Source organism: Rheinheimera mangrovi, from assembly GCF_003990335.1.
GTDB lineage: Bacteria > Pseudomonadota > Gammaproteobacteria > Enterobacterales > Alteromonadaceae > Pararheinheimera > Pararheinheimera mangrovi.
Genome location: NZ_CP034683.1, coordinates 501,816 through 517,810, shown reverse-complemented (window position 1 = coordinate 517,810; position 15,995 = coordinate 501,816). Strand labels below are relative to the sequence as shown.

The 15,995-nt window shown below is 46.2% G+C and carries 14 protein-coding genes; 8 read left to right on the top strand and 6 right to left on the bottom strand.

All coding sequences use genetic code 11. From position 1 onward, the window contains the following. The first annotated feature begins 10 nt into the window (after window positions 1-10). From coaBC to slmA, 3 genes are read left to right on the top strand one after another with little or no spacing between them, the layout of a single operon-like run. Complete coding sequence (gene coaBC, locus EK374_RS02395) at window positions 11-1,234, top strand: bifunctional phosphopantothenoylcysteine decarboxylase/phosphopantothenate--cysteine ligase CoaBC (RefSeq protein WP_127019789.1); 1,224 nt, start codon at window positions 11-13, stop codon at window positions 1,232-1,234. Continuing rightward, on the top strand, window positions 1,218-1,676 hold the full coding sequence (dut, locus tag EK374_RS02390; RefSeq protein WP_127019787.1) for a dUTP diphosphatase: 459 nt from the start codon (window positions 1,218-1,220) through the stop codon (window positions 1,674-1,676). Before coaBC ends, dut begins: the two co-directional genes overlap by 17 nt. Window positions 1,677-1,694: 18 nt before the next feature. Further along, a complete protein-coding gene (gene slmA / locus EK374_RS02385) occupies window positions 1,695-2,288 on the top strand; it encodes a nucleoid occlusion factor SlmA (protein ID WP_127019785.1) in 594 nt (197 codons plus the stop codon). Window positions 2,289-2,526: 238 nt separating this feature from the next. Here the strand turns inward: slmA and EK374_RS02380 are convergent, their stop codons facing one another. From EK374_RS02380 to rph, 3 genes are read right to left on the bottom strand one after another with little or no spacing between them, the layout of a single operon-like run. Further along, a complete protein-coding gene (locus EK374_RS02380; protein WP_127019783.1) occupies window positions 2,527-2,898 on the bottom strand; it encodes a diacylglycerol kinase in 372 nt (123 codons plus the stop codon). 27 nt (window positions 2,899-2,925) lie between these two features. After that, window positions 2,926-3,570 carry an orotate phosphoribosyltransferase gene (gene pyrE / locus EK374_RS02375; protein ID WP_127019781.1) on the bottom strand — a complete coding sequence of 215 codons (645 nt, stop codon included), beginning with the start codon at window positions 3,568-3,570 and terminating at the stop codon, window positions 2,926-2,928. A 33-nt stretch (window positions 3,571-3,603) separates the two neighbouring features. Further along, on the bottom strand, window positions 3,604-4,317 hold the full coding sequence (rph, locus tag EK374_RS02370) for a ribonuclease PH (protein WP_127019779.1): 714 nt from the start codon (window positions 4,315-4,317) through the stop codon (window positions 3,604-3,606). A 202-nt stretch (window positions 4,318-4,519) separates the two neighbouring features. Between rph and EK374_RS02365 the strand changes: the two genes are divergently transcribed. From EK374_RS02365 to EK374_RS02355, 3 genes are all read left to right on the top strand, one after another. Next, window positions 4,520-5,380 (top strand): YicC/YloC family endoribonuclease, encoded by an 861-nt coding sequence (locus EK374_RS02365; protein WP_127019776.1) that lies wholly within the window; start codon window positions 4,520-4,522, stop codon window positions 5,378-5,380. A gap of 374 nt (window positions 5,381-5,754) precedes the next feature. Then, entirely contained in the window at window positions 5,755-6,159 is a 405-nt protein-coding gene (locus tag EK374_RS02360; protein WP_127019774.1) for a DUF6088 family protein, read from the top strand. After that, window positions 6,140-7,132: a nucleotidyl transferase AbiEii/AbiGii toxin family protein gene (locus tag EK374_RS02355; RefSeq protein WP_127019772.1), complete on the top strand. Its 993-nt coding sequence runs from the start codon at window positions 6,140-6,142 to the stop codon at window positions 7,130-7,132. Before EK374_RS02360 ends, EK374_RS02355 begins: the two co-directional genes overlap by 20 nt. Window positions 7,133-7,346: 214 nt before the next feature. Here the strand turns inward: EK374_RS02355 and EK374_RS02350 are convergent, their stop codons facing one another. Further along, window positions 7,347-10,490 carry a DUF3427 domain-containing protein gene (locus EK374_RS02350; RefSeq protein WP_127019770.1) on the bottom strand — a complete coding sequence of 1,048 codons (3,144 nt, stop codon included), beginning with the start codon at window positions 10,488-10,490 and terminating at the stop codon, window positions 7,347-7,349. A 441-nt stretch (window positions 10,491-10,931) separates the two neighbouring features. Between EK374_RS02350 and EK374_RS02345 the strand changes: the two genes are divergently transcribed. Continuing rightward, window positions 10,932-11,246: a helix-turn-helix domain-containing protein gene (locus EK374_RS02345; RefSeq protein ID WP_127019768.1), complete on the top strand. Its 315-nt coding sequence runs from the start codon at window positions 10,932-10,934 to the stop codon at window positions 11,244-11,246. Window positions 11,247-11,258: 12 nt separating this feature from the next. Continuing rightward, window positions 11,259-12,497: a type II toxin-antitoxin system HipA family toxin gene (locus EK374_RS02340; protein WP_127019766.1), complete on the top strand. Its 1,239-nt coding sequence runs from the start codon at window positions 11,259-11,261 to the stop codon at window positions 12,495-12,497. A gap of 80 nt (window positions 12,498-12,577) precedes the next feature. Here the strand turns inward: EK374_RS02340 and EK374_RS02335 are convergent, their stop codons facing one another. Next, window positions 12,578-13,570 carry a Gfo/Idh/MocA family protein gene (locus tag EK374_RS02335; protein ID WP_127019764.1) on the bottom strand — a complete coding sequence of 331 codons (993 nt, stop codon included), beginning with the start codon at window positions 13,568-13,570 and terminating at the stop codon, window positions 12,578-12,580. 49 nt (window positions 13,571-13,619) lie between these two features. Beyond that, window positions 13,620-15,995: a GH36-type glycosyl hydrolase domain-containing protein gene (locus EK374_RS02330; protein ID WP_127019762.1), complete on the bottom strand. Its 2,376-nt coding sequence runs from the start codon at window positions 15,993-15,995 to the stop codon at window positions 13,620-13,622.

Here is a 15,995-nt window from a genome sequence, read left to right as displayed (position 1 = left end):
TGCGACAGACATGGCACTATTACTGGCAGGAAAACGCATTTTATTAGGCATTAGCGGCGGTATTGCCGCTTACAAAAGTGCCGACTTAATTCGCCGTCTGAAAGAACGTGGCGCTGAAGTACGGGTGATTCAAACCGACGCAGCGCGCGAATTTATTACGCCTTTAACTTTGCAAGCCTTATCCGGCAATCCGGTGGCCAACAGCTTGCTCGACCCAGCTGCTGAAGCAGCTATGGGTCATATTGAGCTGGCCAAATGGGCCGATTTATTACTGATAGCCCCAGCTTCGGCTGATCTCATTGCCCGCTTGGCCCATGGCCTGGCCAACGACTTGTTGAGCACTTGTGTGCTGGCCACTGATGCCCCAGTGGCAGTGGCTCCTGCAATGAATCAGCAGATGTATAAAAATATAGCCACCAAACACAATATAGATACATTAAAGACACGTAATTTTTACATCTGGGGCCCGGCCGCAGGCGAACAAGCGTGCGGTGATGTCGGTATGGGCCGGATGTTAGAACCTTTGCAGCTGGTGGATTTAGTACTGCAGCATTTTGCGCCGCGAGTTCAGCCTTTAACTGGCGTATCGCTGGTGATTACCGCTGGCCCTACCCGCGAGCCGATAGATCCTGTGCGTTATATCTCCAATCACAGCTCGGGCAAGATGGGTTTTGCTTTAGCTGAAGCCGCTGTGCAATTGGGTGCACAGGTTACTTTAATTGCAGGACCAGTGCAGCAAAAGACCCCTGATCAGGTCAAGCGTATAGATGTAGTCACTGCCGATCAGATGTATCAGGCCGCATTAGAGCAGGCGACCAGTGCAAGCATCTTTATTGGCTGCGCCGCTGTAGCAGATTATAAAGTGGCGCAGGTCGCAACACAGAAACTGAAAAAAACCAGCGACGACAGCACCAATCTTACCTTAGTAAAAAACCCGGACATTATTGCCGCTGTGGCTGCATTAACGTCACAACGTCCTTTTACTGTAGGTTTTGCCGCCGAAACTCAGGATGTCGCCAATTATGCCCGCCAGAAACTGGCGAAGAAAAAACTGGACCTGATTTGCGCCAATGACGTATCAGTCACAGGCCAGGGCTTTAACAGCGAACAAAATGCTCTCACTGTATTTTGGGCTGACGGCGAACAGCAGTTTGGCTTACAAGCCAAAACAGAGCTGGCACACCAACTTCTTTTATTGATTAACGAGCGTTATCTGCATGAAAAAAGCCATTGATTTAAAAATTCTCGACCCACGTATCGGCACTGAATTCCCATTACCGGCTTATGCCACACCGGGTAGCGCTGGTTTAGATTTACGTGCTTGTCTGGATGCAGAAGTACAACTGGCGCCTGGCCAAACCACGCTGATCCCAACAGGTTTGGCAATTCATATTGGTGACGCTAACTTATGCGCCACTATACTGCCACGCTCTGGTCTGGGCCATAAACACGGCATAGTACTGGGTAACTTAGTGGGTTTAATCGACTCGGATTATCAGGGCCAGTTAATGGTGTCTATGTGGAACCGTTCGCAGGAAGACTTCACTATCCAGCCTGGCGATCGCATCGCTCAGTTGGTGTTTATGCCTGTGGTACAGGCAGAATTTACTATTGTTTCAGATTTTGACGCTTCAGACCGGGGCGAAGGTGGATTTGGTCACTCTGGCCGTCAGTAATTAGTGACAAGGATTTCCATGGCAACAACAAAACGTCCCAACCGCAAAGAAGATATTTTGCAGGCTCTGGCCGCTATGCTGCAAAGCCATGCGGGCCAGCGTATCACCACAGCAGCTTTGGCTGCTCAGGTGGGTGTATCTGAAGCGGCATTGTACCGTCATTTCCCTAGCAAAGCCCGGATGTTTGAAGGCTTAATCGACTTTATTGAAGACACCTTGTTGTCGCGTATTAATGCGATAGTCCAGGAGCACAAACAAACCGAGCAGCGCATCGAGCTGATTATGCAGCTGTTGCTGATCTTCGCCGAGCGTAACCCTGGTATTTGCCGGATTTTAACCGGTGATGCCTTACAGGGTGAACAGGAACGTTTGCAGGAGCGCATCAGCGCCTTGTATGAAAAGCTGGAAACTCAGTTAAAACAATGTCTACGCGAACGTAAGTTACGTGAAGGCAAAAGTTTTAGTGTGGATGAAGGTGATTTAGCCAACCTGTTGCTGGGTATTTGTGAAGGCAAAATGCAGCAGTTTGTCCGCTCAGGTTTTGCCCGCTTGCCTACAGCTCAGTGGCCAAACCAATGGGCTTTGCTGCAAAAGACCATCTTTGCGGTTTAAAGATTGCTGTTTAAAAGCTAGAGATAAAAAAACCGGTCAGCTTAAAGTTGACCGTTTTTTTGTTTTCTGTTTAAACACAGTTAACTCAAGCAAAACCATTAAGCCAAAGTAATTGGAGTTGTGGCGCGGCGACAAGTGAAGGAGACCCCAGGAGCATAGTTGTCCTATGTGACTGGGGCGCTACTTTGAATTGACGAGAGGGCGCAGTCAACAAAGCCACAGCTTCAAATATGAAGGCTTAACTAAACTTCTGCCAGATAGCGGCGGCCCAGACTAAGGCGACAAAGACAAGCGCTGAAGTCACAGCAGCTGAGCCCATATCTTTAGCCCGGCCTGATAATTCATGCCGCTCTAAACTAACCCGGTCGGTTAAGGCTTCAATGGCAGAGTTGAGTAACTCCACAATAATCACCAGTAACCAAACCCCCATCAAAATAGCAAAGTGACCAAAATCAGCAGCTAAATACCAGGCAAAAGGAATAGCAGCTAAAGTAAGCCCGGCTTCCTGACGAAAGGCGGCTTCGTTCACCCAAGCTGCAGTAAAACCTTTACGGCTACAATCCGCAGCTTTAATAATACGCCCAAAACCTGTGCCGTTTGGCTTACTCATCGCTTATCCTTTATTGGATCTAAAACCCTAACTCACACCATATTGGGCACGATAAGCAGACACAGCTTCTAAATACTGGGCCAGCTCTGGTTTGCCTTGCAGGTAGTTGATTAAGTCGTTTAAACAAATAATAGACACCACTTGAGTGCCAAAGTCGCGTTCGACTTCCTGAATAGCAGAAAGTTCGCCCTGACCTTTTTCCTGACGGTCCAGTGCAATCAGCACACCACTTAAACTGGCGCCTTGTGCCTGGATCAGCTGCATCGATTCACGAATTGCAGTACCGGCCGTGATCACATCATCCACCAACATCACTTTGCCCTGTAAAGGCGAACCCACTAAGTTGCCGCCTTCACCATGGGTTTTGGCTTCTTTGCGGTTAAAGCAATACGGCACATCTTTACCGTACTGATCAAACAAAGCCACAGCTGTGGTAGTCGCAATAGGAATACCTTTGTAGGCAGGGCCAAACAACAGGTCAAACTCTACACCAGCGTCTTCTAACGCCGCCGCATAAAAGCGGCCTAAACGGGCTAAGTCGCCACCCGTATTAAATAAACCTGCGTTAAAAAAGTACGGGCTGGTACGGCCGGATTTCAGTGTAAAACTGCCAAACTTCAGTACCTGACGCGACAAGGCAAATTCAATAAAGTCTTTTTGAAACTGTTTCATAACTTAGTGTGACCTCAAAACCTTAAGTAAAACTTAAGCTAAAACGCGTTTTTGTTCGTCGATAATTTCACGGATGGCGTGTTTGCCTAATTCCATCATCTGCTGCATTTCTTCAAAGCTAAATGGCGCTTCTTCAGCCGTGCCCTGAATTTCGATGATTTTGCCGGTTTCAGTCATGACGATATTCATATCGGTTTCAGCGTTTGAATCTTCGGCGTAGTCTAAATCGGCCACAGCAGTGCCTTTATAAACACCCACAGAAACCGCAGCCACCATAAAATTCAACGGGTTGGTTTTAATCATGCCTTTAGCGCGCATAAAATTCAGTGCATCCACTAAAGCTACACAAGCACCGGTAATAGAGGCTGTGCGGGTGCCGCCATCGGCCTGGATCACGTCACAGTCGATAGTAATAGTGTTTTCACCCAACAGTTTTAAATCCACAGCAGTACGCAAAGCGCGGCCAATCAGGCGCTGAATTTCCATAGTACGGCCACCCTGCTTACCACGAGCCGCTTCACGGTCGTTACGGGTATGAGTTGCGCGTGGCAACATGCCATATTCAGCTGTGATCCAGCCTTTGCCCTGGCCTTTCATAAAACGTGGCACACCTTCAATCACGCTGGCAGTACAAATAACTTTGGTGTTACCAAACTCAACCAATACTGAACCTTCAGCATGAGCCGTAAATTGACGGGTGAAAGTAATAGGACGAATTTGACTCGCTGTTCTGCCGCTAGGACGCATGGTGAAGCCTCAACCTGATATTAAAAGTGCTTCATTATAGGGATTTCGCCCTTGCTGTGCCATCTATACGCTAAGTAATTGCGGCAGAGTGTTTTTTGCACCAAGCTTGCTACCGGATCTAACAACTAAACGCGGTCAACAAAGTTGCAGCTTCAATTAAGACGGGTATACTCGGCATTATTTTGTATTTCAGGACCTCATTATGATCCACAGTATGACCGCTTATGCCCGCCACGAAATTCGTGCCAGCTGGGGCAATGCCGTTTGGGAAATCCGCTCCGTTAACCAACGTTATCTGGAAAGCTATTTCCGCCTGCCAGAACAGTTTCGTTGCTTAGAAGGTTTATTACGCGACAAACTGCGACAGAAACTGCACCGCGGCAAACTGGAAATCAACCTGAAATACAGCGCTGCAAGCTCTGCTGGTGAGTTAAAAATTAACGAAGCTTTGGCCAAACAACTGATGCAAAGCGCCAGCCTATTAGCCGAACAAAGCGGCAAAGCCCAACTGAACGTGGTTGATATTCTGCGCTGGCCTGGTGTGATGGAAACTCAGGAAGAAGACATCGACAGCTTACAAGCCGAACTGATGGCCGCTTTTGACGCCGCCTTAGTCGACTTCGTTGCAGGCCGTGGCCGTGAAGGTGTAGCCATAGAGCAAATGATCCGCGACCGCCTGGATCAAATCTCCACTCATGTCAGCACCTTACGCACCCATTTGCCACAAGCACTGCAATGGCAACGCGACAAAATGTTAAACCGCCTGCAGGAAGTAAAAGCCGAACTGGACCAAAACCGCCTTGAGCAGGAAATGGCCTTTTTAGCCCAAAAATCTGACGTAGCAGAAGAGCTGGACCGTTTAGACGCTCATATCAAAGAAACCCGCCACAGCCTAAAACAAGGCGGAGCCATAGGCCGCCGCCTCGATTTTATGATGCAGGAATTCAACCGCGAAGCGAACACCTTGTCTTCTAAAGCCATCTCAACCGAGATCACCAATACGGCGGTGGAGCTTAAGGTTTTGATTGAACAGATGAGAGAGCAGATCCAGAATATAGAATAAAATCAGTAGTTTAAATCAAACCTCTACTCATAAAACTGATTAAAGTCTTTGCTTGATCTTAGCTCAAGCAAAGACCCTTTCTGCCAGTCCCTCGCAAAATGCTTTATGTCATACCCTAAACATACCATTGGGCTTTCCACCTCAAACGTCTGACACAGATGCAATTCATCTTATTAGTCTCTACGACGTTAGGGTTATTTCAGGCAATGTTTTATCCTCTCCACTAATCAACGATTTACAAAAAATTAGAATTAAGTACTCCTCTGAAGCACTTATTAATACTGGATAAAACTTCATTTAATTGTCGTATTTTTGCATTTGATCATTGTCGTATTTTTGCTTATGCTACAACTATGATAAACGGGAGATATCAGATGACGATACAAGACAGAATACAAACCAGAGTGAAGCGCTCTAAGCGTTCTGTTTTTCTACGTTCTGATTTTACTGATATCGCTGATTATGACCAGGTTGGCCGTGGGCTCAGAAGCCTGGTACGCGAAGGCTTGTTATTGAAAATTGGCTACGGCCTGTATGTGCGCGCCAGAATCAATCGCATCACTGGTCAGCTAATGCCGGACAACCCTGCCGGTAATGACGGTGTAATGATAGAGGCTATGGAAAGGTTAGGTGTTGATTATCAACTTGATGACTTGTCTCTGAAAAATTTGTCAGGCGAAAGCACTCAAATTCCGGCAAATGTGAAGATTATTCCTAAGAGTTCGCGCTTTACCCGCAAGATTGCGGTAGGGAAACAGCGTGTCAACGAAGTTCGATAGCTCACTCTTTGTCGATGTTGCGAATGCTTTAGGGCTTGGCAACACTGCCATTGTTGAAAAAGACTATTACGTAGTGCAATTGCTGCAGCAGATATCTGCACTTGAACTCGAATATCACCACATCGTGTTCTCTGGTGGAACAGCACTGGCGAAATCTGCAATCAAAACCTATCGCATGTCTGAAGACGTCGATCTAAAGCTGGTCCCAAAGCCAGCTTTTTCCGACCTCATCTCTCGAAATGCCAAAAGAAATGCACGCAAGGCCGCTAAGCAACTGGTTGAGTCAGTTATTGCACAGAGTGAAATTTTTTCTGTTGAAACTGCGCCTCTAGTGTTGGATGAATATAGATATTTCAGTTTCGAAATCCGTTACCCACAGGAGTATCAGCAAGCGCCCTGTTTGCGTCCATTTATCAAACTGGAGTTTATCGAATCTGATTTACTCAGCGCCTCTGAGCCACGGAGTATTCAGTCTATTTTTTCGCGCATGCTGAAAAGTGATGTCGAGATTAACCAGTTATCCTGCGCTGCGATTATTGAGACACAAGCCGAAAAACTGCTGTCAATGATGCGCAGAACAGCTAGTGTAGAGCGCAACAGCGAACGGGATGATGACGAGACCTTAGTTCGGCATATCTACGATACTTACCATATCCAGCTCGCCCAACCTTCAGATATCGAGCAACTGGGTGCACTTGTGGCTAAAGCAATCCGCACAGATGTTGAGCGCTACGGTAATCAACATCCACAAATGGTTGAATCCCCTATTGAAGAGTTACGCTTCGGATTGCAGCTTTTAGCTGACAACCCTAAGTTCGAGCAGCGATACAACAGCTATGTTAGCCCTATGGTGTATGCTGAAACCCCCACTCAATGGCTGGAGGCGTTAACTGTTTTTATAAAGCTATCGAATGACGTGTTGGATTATGTGGAGCAACAATTTGATGACCTACTTGCGAAAGTAAGCAGTTAATGCATATCTTAAGCGAAGTAAAATTGGCGGGTAAATCGGTGAGTAAAACACAAAAATAAACATCGAATTCACACGCAAGCAATTGATTTAAAATAACTTATAGAAATCAATCAATTAACAGATACAGAATATTGAGTAGCATCAATACATTGAAACAAAAAAGCCCTGCATTTTCGTAAATTCAGGGCTTTATTTTTTATAGCGATTATCTTTTTTACCCTACGGCTAACTTCGCCGCTTGTTGCCACATAAAACTCGGCATAGGCGACTGAAGCTTCCAGGTAATGCTCATGGGCTGTGAGCCAGTATGTGATACATATTCAACTTCACCAAAGTTAACAAAGCCCATAGTACGGCCATATTCATCGTCTGTTTGCTCACGAACAAACAAGAAAATCCTCTTGCCCGTCATTTTATGCTGTAGATAATCCAAACCTCGGCCACGATCTGGACGCGCACTATTTTGTGACTGCCAATGAAACAGCGATTCATTAATGGCGTAATCGTGATACATGGTCGTCGGAGAAAATTGTTTTTCATTCTTAATTAAAGTGACAAATAACAGCTCAATATTTTGATCTTGAATAACATACACACCTTCCCTCGCTGGAGGTTGTCGCTCGAAAGTTATGGCTCCAAAACCAGTTAATATTTGCTCACGTGTATAGCGGGCATGAAGTCGCAGTGGCACTTCTGGTAGACCTGCCAAAGCTAACTGTTCATGCTTAGTCCGCGCGATTTGCCACTCCAAAACGTCGAGCAACTCATTTCTAAGAGATAGGCAGTTTAAAGCCTTTAAACTTTGCTCAAGTGTTTCAAAACCTAATGCAGGACCCGGCTTTTGCCAAAAGTCGTAATGACACATTAACGCCAACCGTGGGTTCTGAGATCCTTCAACAACAAAATGGTGCGAGACGAGCTTTTTCAGGAATACCAAATAGTGATAGTCGTCACAGGTCAAAATCCTGAGTTTGATAGCCCGTTTGTATACTTCAACCAATACATCATCGGCACCTGTTTCTCTGACCTCATCAAATGAACGCGAGACTAATTCGCCCCACCCACCTCGTTGATATAAGTCACGGATACCAATATGTGGATGTAATTTCAGGAAATTACCAAGGGTTAATGGCAATTCGAAATTATGAGGGTATTGCCTGATAAGCCCGACTAACCTGTTACTCGTCAGTGTCGCCTGACGAATATTGTTCAGGACGATCTCTTGCGTGATTTTCGATAGCTCAATCCGACAGCCAAGTGGTGCGTGCGGGAAACCTTGTTTAATTTCGTCGCTAATCGCTTTATTTGTTTTACCAATCAGCGCACGGAATTTATTGGAAAAATCATATTCAGCTCGTGAATTACCCACAAAATCCAATACAGTACAACACTCTTTATCATCGGCTAGACGCAAGCCTCGCCCCAACTGTTGCAGGAAAATAGTCAAGCTTTCGGTAGGGCGTAACAATAACAATGTATCAATTTCTGGAATATCTACCCCTTCATTAAAGATATCAACCACACATAACACATTGATTGAACCTGATCGGATCGCCTTCTGCTTTTGCTGCCGATCATGACTGTTATCACTGATCAATACGTCACTTTTGATACCTTTTAATAAAAATTGGCTACACATATATGTGGCGTGTTCACGGCTCACACAAAAGGCCAGAGCTTTCATGTTGCCAATATCTGTGATGATTTGCTGCATGCTTTGCAAAATCTTATTTACGCGGCTTTGATTATGAGTGTAAAGATTGCTTAGCTGCGAAATATCATAGCGGCCACGATTCCAACTAATGCTCCGGAGATCCGTATCATCGTCAATCCCAAAATACTGGAATGGGCAGAGATGCCGGCGGTTGATCGCTTCAGGCAATCGCATTTCCGCAGCTATGACACCACAAAAATCCTCTAAAATATTTGCACCGTCATGACGTTCCGGCGTAGCAGTCAATCCTAAGAGGATTTTAGGCTGGAAGTAATCAAGCACAGCTCGGTAGCTATTAGCAGCGATATGATGCACTTCATCAATCACCAAATAGTCATAAAAGTCTGCAGACAACTTTATAGAATCTAATTGATTATTCAGTGTCTGGATCGACACAAATAGCTGATGATGATGCTCTGGTCTGTGACCGCCAACCCATAACTCACCAAACTGGCCGCGTTTCAACACTCCACGATAAACCTGACGCGCTTGAATTAAGATTTCCTCTTTATGTGCAATAAACAAAAACTTAGCATCTGGTTTTTCTTTGATAAATCGGGCGAAATCAAATGCGGAAATTAAAGTCTTGCCTGTGCCGGTTGCTGCGACCACTAAATTACGAAACCTATTATGGATTTGTCGCTCGATACTAAGTTGTTCCAAAATCTCGAGTTGATGTTGAAAGGGTTTTAGATCGAAATAATGCTGATGATCCTCACTAACACTACCGCGGGCAGTCTTTAATGCAACCTTGAGCTTCTCACGACTCTCGACTTGACCATCGAATAGTTCAAACTCGCTGGATTGCCAATAGGTTTCAAAAGTGTTCAGTGACTTATCAATAATATGTGGAATTTCCTGCGATGTGATTTTCAGATTCCACTCAAGGCCATTCGTCAGTGCTGAGTGCGATAGATTGGATGAACCAATGTATCCTGTGTGGAAACCTGTATGGCGTAAAAATAGATAACTTTTGGCATGTAGCCGCTCACGTTCAGTGTTGTAGCTCAATTTCACTTCAGTGTTAGGTAAGCTTGCCAGATACTCAACCGCTTTAGCATCTGTAGCTCCCATGTAAGACGTGGTAATAATTTTCAACTCGCGGCCACTACGCGTAAAGGATTCCAACTCGTTGCGAAATACACGAATACCAGTCCACTTGATAAAAGACACCAGCCAGCAAATTTTATCTGCTGACAAAATCTCACGCTTTAGCTCAGACTCAAGCGACAATCCTGCATTGCTACCGCAAAACAACTCGCTCTCAGTCAAACCTGTCAGCGGGAATATGTCCTCAACATACTTCTGTAAATCGGCAGCTATTGGGTTATCCAGCGTGTACAACGCTGTCAGAATTTTTCCTCTGCTACTTAGTAAATTTTCTTCAATAAAACCATCATCTTGAATTTTATCCTTCAGCCACATAAGCATCTGGTTAGCGAGCTCAATTTGCAGCTTTAACCGATCGTCACCCGTTGGAACTGAGGCTACAGCAAATTCCATAATTTTACTGAAAAAGCGGGATAACCAAACTGAGGCCTCGTTAGAAGATAGCTCTCGCTCACCGACGTAAAATCGTGTTCGGTCCAAGTTCCGTTCAACCAACTGAGTGATCAATTGCTCGTAAAGGCCAATTTGCTGCATTAAAAAATCCTTTTAATTCTGGCGGTGGCGTAGTGAATGCTCTGCATAAAGATTTGGGGTTTAGCAAGTTGTTCCAGGATATCGTACTAGCTGCTACGCCGTAAAATAATAGCGACTGATACGACATAAAAAACGGCTTGGCGTTCAGTCGATGTACGATCCAAACCTGCGAATAATACAGCACTAGACGACGATTCATGGTTTTATAAGCATCATCAATCAGTTGCATCTTATCTACCGCGTCACGGTCACCTGTCAGCAATTTGATGATTTACAGCTTAAAACTGGAAAAAAAGGAAACTATAGTTTCACAATCAAACAGAAAAGGTAATTTTAGTTTCACATCAATTCAGTTAAGCATCTCGATTTGTCACTTTGCCTAAAGTTAAAAATGAAACTATAATTTCACTAATTACTGATTAGAGAAAATATAGTTTCACTATGAGTGCTGTCGAATCAAAAACAAAGCGCACCGCTGTCGTTTTCCCAAAACACAAAAAGGTGTTAAGCATCCTGGGTGAAAACTTAACGCTGGCGATGAAGCGGCGCGGCATTACTCAAGATATGATGCATAGCAGAACAGGGCTCTCTAAACCGACGCTACGAAAAATCTTAAAAGGCGACCCTTCTGTTTCGCTTGGGCACTACGTCAATGTATTAGCCTGCCTCGGCCTGGTGGACGACCTAACTAAAGTTGCCTTTGATGACGAGCTGGGAAGAAAGCTGCAAGACATCCAATTGCTGAACAAAAAATAAGAGCGCCGGATTATGGAAATCTACGTTTACGCTGATTGGACTGAGTCAACTGACCCTATATTGGTCGGTACTTTACGCTCCACAGAAATCAGAGGCAAAGAGCATTTCAGCTTTAGTTATGATGATAAGTGGCTGGCCTCTGACTATGTTCGTCAGATCGATCCCTCTCTAAAGTTATTCGTTGGAGAGCAACATGCGCAGGGCGATAAAAACTTCAAAACATTTCTCGACTCATGCCCTGATCGTTGGGGACGGTTGCTGATGCAACGCAGAGAAGCGGTGATCGCCCGACAAGAGAAGCGACGAACAAGAACTCTGTACGAAACAGATTACTTACTGGGTGTTCATGACTCATTCCGCATGGGTGCACTGCGCTTTCGCACATCACCAACAGGTCCATTTTTAGACGATAGCCATGAGCTGTCTGCCCCCCCAATAACCAGCCTGCCCGAGCTGCAACAAGCCGCACATAAAATAGAAGAAGCACCAGATTTAGATAATCCAGATTATCTGAAATGGCTCAATATGCTGATCTCACCAGGTTCATCTTTAGGTGGTGCCAGGCCAAAGGCGTCAATAAGAAATCATGATAACAGTTTGTGGTTGGTCAAGTTCCCCAGTCGTCATGACGATTACGATATTGGCTTATGGGAGTTCATTGTTTACCAAATGGCCATTGAGTCAGGCATCGAAATGGCAGAGTCCAAAGTTGAAGCCATTGGCAGTCATCATATTTTTTTAACAAAAAGGTTCGACCGCACCGAGTCTGGCAAGCGGCTTCACTTCAGTTCTGCAATGACTCAGCTTGAGTACTTTGATGGTCAGGATGATGGTGCAAGTTACTTAGAACTGGCTGAGTTTCTGATACAGCACGGCTCCAACACTCAGCAAGACCTTGAACAACTTTGGACAAGAATGCTGTTTAACATCATGGTCTCTAATTGTGATGATCATCTGAGAAATCACGGATTCATTCTGGAGCCCACAGGCTGGCGGCTATCTCCCGCCTACGATATCAACCCCATGTTATATGCCACCGGCTTACACCTTAATATTGATGATGTGAGTAACGCGCTCTTTGTAGACTTGGCATTTGAAGTTGCGGAGTATTTTCACGTTAATGCTGATAAAGCAAAGGCTATCCATCAAAGATTGTTAAAGGCCGTGTCAAAGTGGGAAAGCCTTGCCCAACAAGCTGGTATCCGCAAAGAAGAAAGAGAGCTATTGAGGGGCTGCTTTATACTCGATTAGAACGTCACTACACTTTTATGCTCATAAAAACAAAAAGCCGCTATAAAAGCGGCCTTCAAATTCAGAATTAACCCCCAAAGCTACTTACAAAGCCCCCGCGGCAATAACCCCGCCGCTATATAAGCATCATCAATCAGTTGCATCTGATCTATTGCGTCGCGGCCACCTGTCAGCGGTTTGCTTTCGCCTTTGATGCAGGCGACGACGTGCGCCAGTTGATGGTCGTAGGTGGAGTCGCCGTTGATTTGATAGTCATGAGCCTCGCCGTTTTTGGTCAAGCATAACTTGTGGCCTTGATGTGGGGCGACCAGGTTCAGCACTTCCAGCTGAGCTTTGTCACCTTCGAGATAGAAAGACGCATCGTGGTGGCGGCTTAAATGTTCGCTCATAGCGCAGCCGACATAACACAGCGGGCCGTTTTCGAACTGTAGACGAAGCTCGAAGCTGCTATCGAGTTGAGGTTTAGGGCAAATAGCGTCGGCCCATAAAATTTGCGGTGTGCTGGCGAATAAAGAGCGTAACCAGTGCAGTGGGTAGCAACCTAAATCCATTAAAGCGCCACCACCTAAAGGCGCGTTATGACGCAACGAACCTGGTGTTTCGGCAATACGCACTGAAAAATTGCTGCGTACTGTGTGAATAGTGCCAAGTTCGCCACTGGCCACTAAACGCTGAACTTCGGCAAAAACCGGATGAAAGCGGTAGTGATACCCTTCAATCAGTAAACGGCCACTGCTTTCTGCGGCCGCGACCATGGCTTGCGCTTCTGTAGCATCCATGGCAAAAGGCTTTTCGCACAACACATGCTTACCTTGTTGCAAAGCTTTAATCGACCACTCTGCATGCATAGAAGGTGGTAAAGCGTTGTAAATCAGGTCGATATCATCACGGGCCAGCAGCTCGTCATAGCTGCCTAATGCCAGTTCTATATCAAACTGCTGGGCAAAAGCCTGAGCCTTTTCCAGAGAGGATGCAGCCACTGCTGCAATGACTACATCAGAGCGCAAGGCAGCGGGCTGAATAATAGCCCGATCGGCAATGCGTGCTGCACCTAACAAACCTATACGGATCATAGCTATTCCTTTTATTTAGCCCTTTGCCTTTTGCTCTTCGCCCAAGGCCTTACAGCGGCAATTGCACCAGCAACTGATAACTTTGGCCTGCAGTGATAGTGCGCACCGCTAACTCTTCCTGTTGCACTTCATCCAGCCAGAGTGTTGGCGCTTTGACATCAGCAACCCGCTCAAAACGGATATGGAAGTCTGCGCCACGAAAACGGCGTAATACGGACGCCTTGTTCCAGCTGGCCGGCAATTGCGGCGCTATGGTTAAACCATGCTGGTCGCCCTTCACACCAAACAAACCTTCGACCAAACAACGATACACCCAGTGCACTGTGCCTGTATTAAATAACTGGCTGGAGCGGCCTGCAGTGCGCGGTAAGGTCTGGTATGCGCCACGGTAATAATTTGGAATAAATACCGGCAACTGACCCCGTTGTAACTGATCCTGTGGATCGTCCGACGGCAGCATTTGTTTTAATACCTGATAAGCTTTGTCGGCCTGATTAACCTGATACAAAGCAAAGAGGTAGAAGGCTGCAGCGTGGTTATAGACTGAACCGTTTTCTGCCGAGCCCGGATACTTTTGCGTGACACGGCCCACGTCTTCACGCATAGCTGTATAAGCAGGTGCCAGCATTTGTGGGCCATAAGGCGTATGCAATTGCTGCTCTACTGCTTTTAACAGCTGTTGCTGTTGTTCGCTGTTGGCGGCACCACTTAATAAAGCCCAGCTTTGTGGGTTCAGGTAAATGCGGCCTTCGATGTCTTTGCTGATACCAAAGACGACATTGTCGTCTGTGATACCACGGCCGTACCAGTTACCGTCCCATAAATATTGGTTCACTGCGGCATTAAAAGCGGCTGCTTGTTCTTCGTATAAAGCCACATGCTCAGTACGGCCTGCATCACGGCAAATTTGCGCCCACACCTTCAGCGCATAAGCTGCTGCCAGACTTAACCAGCCCGACACACCTTTGCCTTTGTAACCCACCATATTCATTGGGTCACACCAGTCGCCCTGCTCAATGTAACTTAAGCAACGTTCGTCTTTTTTCAGCCATAACCAGCCCATAGCACGGTGAATATGCTCAGCCACCGTATGTTGTTCGGCAGAATCTTTGAAGGCGACTTTTTCGTTTAACAGCGCGTAATCGTTGGTTTCTGCCAGATAAGCGCTGATACAGACAGGTAACCAGACACATTGGTCGGTATGAGGCACCTGATTGATGTATTTCAGTTCGGCGTCTTTGTGCAGCAGGATACCGTCTGGCATTTCACCCGATAGATGCTGCTGCGATAAAGCTGTTAAAAAGGCCTGACGTGCCACAGCAGGAGCCAGATAGCTCATACCCATATTGTCCTGCAGATAATTACGGGTTTGTGGATCTGTGGTTAAGCGGTTGACGTCGCCATGGTAATACACCTGACGCGCCAGCCAGTGGTTGACATAGTTATTCAGCTCCTGATCCGGCGTATCTATTTCTAAGCAAGGCACAGCTTGCGCAACATAAGCGGCATAAGCCTGTTGGATCTGGCCGAAGCTCTCTGATGTGCCAAACACCTGCTGTCGAATTTGTGCTACTTCAGCTTTGTCATAAGCCGGCCCAAACACAAAACGATACTGCTCTGACTGGCCTGCAGCTAAAGAAGCTCTGTATTGCATCACACAAGCTGGCGTTTCGTAGTCTGAATCACCACAAGCTAAAAACGGCTGTTGTACAGCTGAAGGCGCATGTAAACCGCCCTGCCCTTCGAATGCTTGCTGGTTCACTTCCCAGAAATCCGGTGTGCGCTCGGCCAATAAGAAGGTTTTGTCTTTTAAGAACTTGTTTTTAAAGTAATCAGGGTACTTTTGATAAGGCGTCACTGAAGAGCAGATAATGGCTTTTAAATCGGCATCATAACGGCCAGACTGGTTCATCCAGGACATATAACCAACCGGGAAATACGGATACAGGCTTAAAGAACGGTTCTGATTTGAATCGTTGCGTACCGTCAGCTGCCATAACTCCAGCGGTTGATCCGGAGTTAAGGTTAATAACCATTCCACAGTTAAACCACAGTCCAGTGTCAGCTGCCAGCGGATATCCGACTGGCCTGCTGAAAACACAAAGTTCTTTGCTTCTTTGCGCACCGGCTCGTAAGGCACAGACCAGATTTCACCGCTGTTTTCATCTTTGATATACACAAAACGGCCCGGATGATGAGCGTAATACGGCTGCTCCGGCTGCATAAAAGTTTTGGCTTCTAAGTTCGGCGCATGAGCATATTTAGCTGGTTCTGGCTGCATAAACTGCGCTGTGGCATAACCACGGCAGTTTTGCTGGATCATCATCACCTTGTTCCATAAAAAGCCCGCAGCCTGTGGCATCGCAGTGGCGCTGTACAATTCATAACGCTGGCCGTTTTCTGTGGCTTGCATCAACTTCTTCAT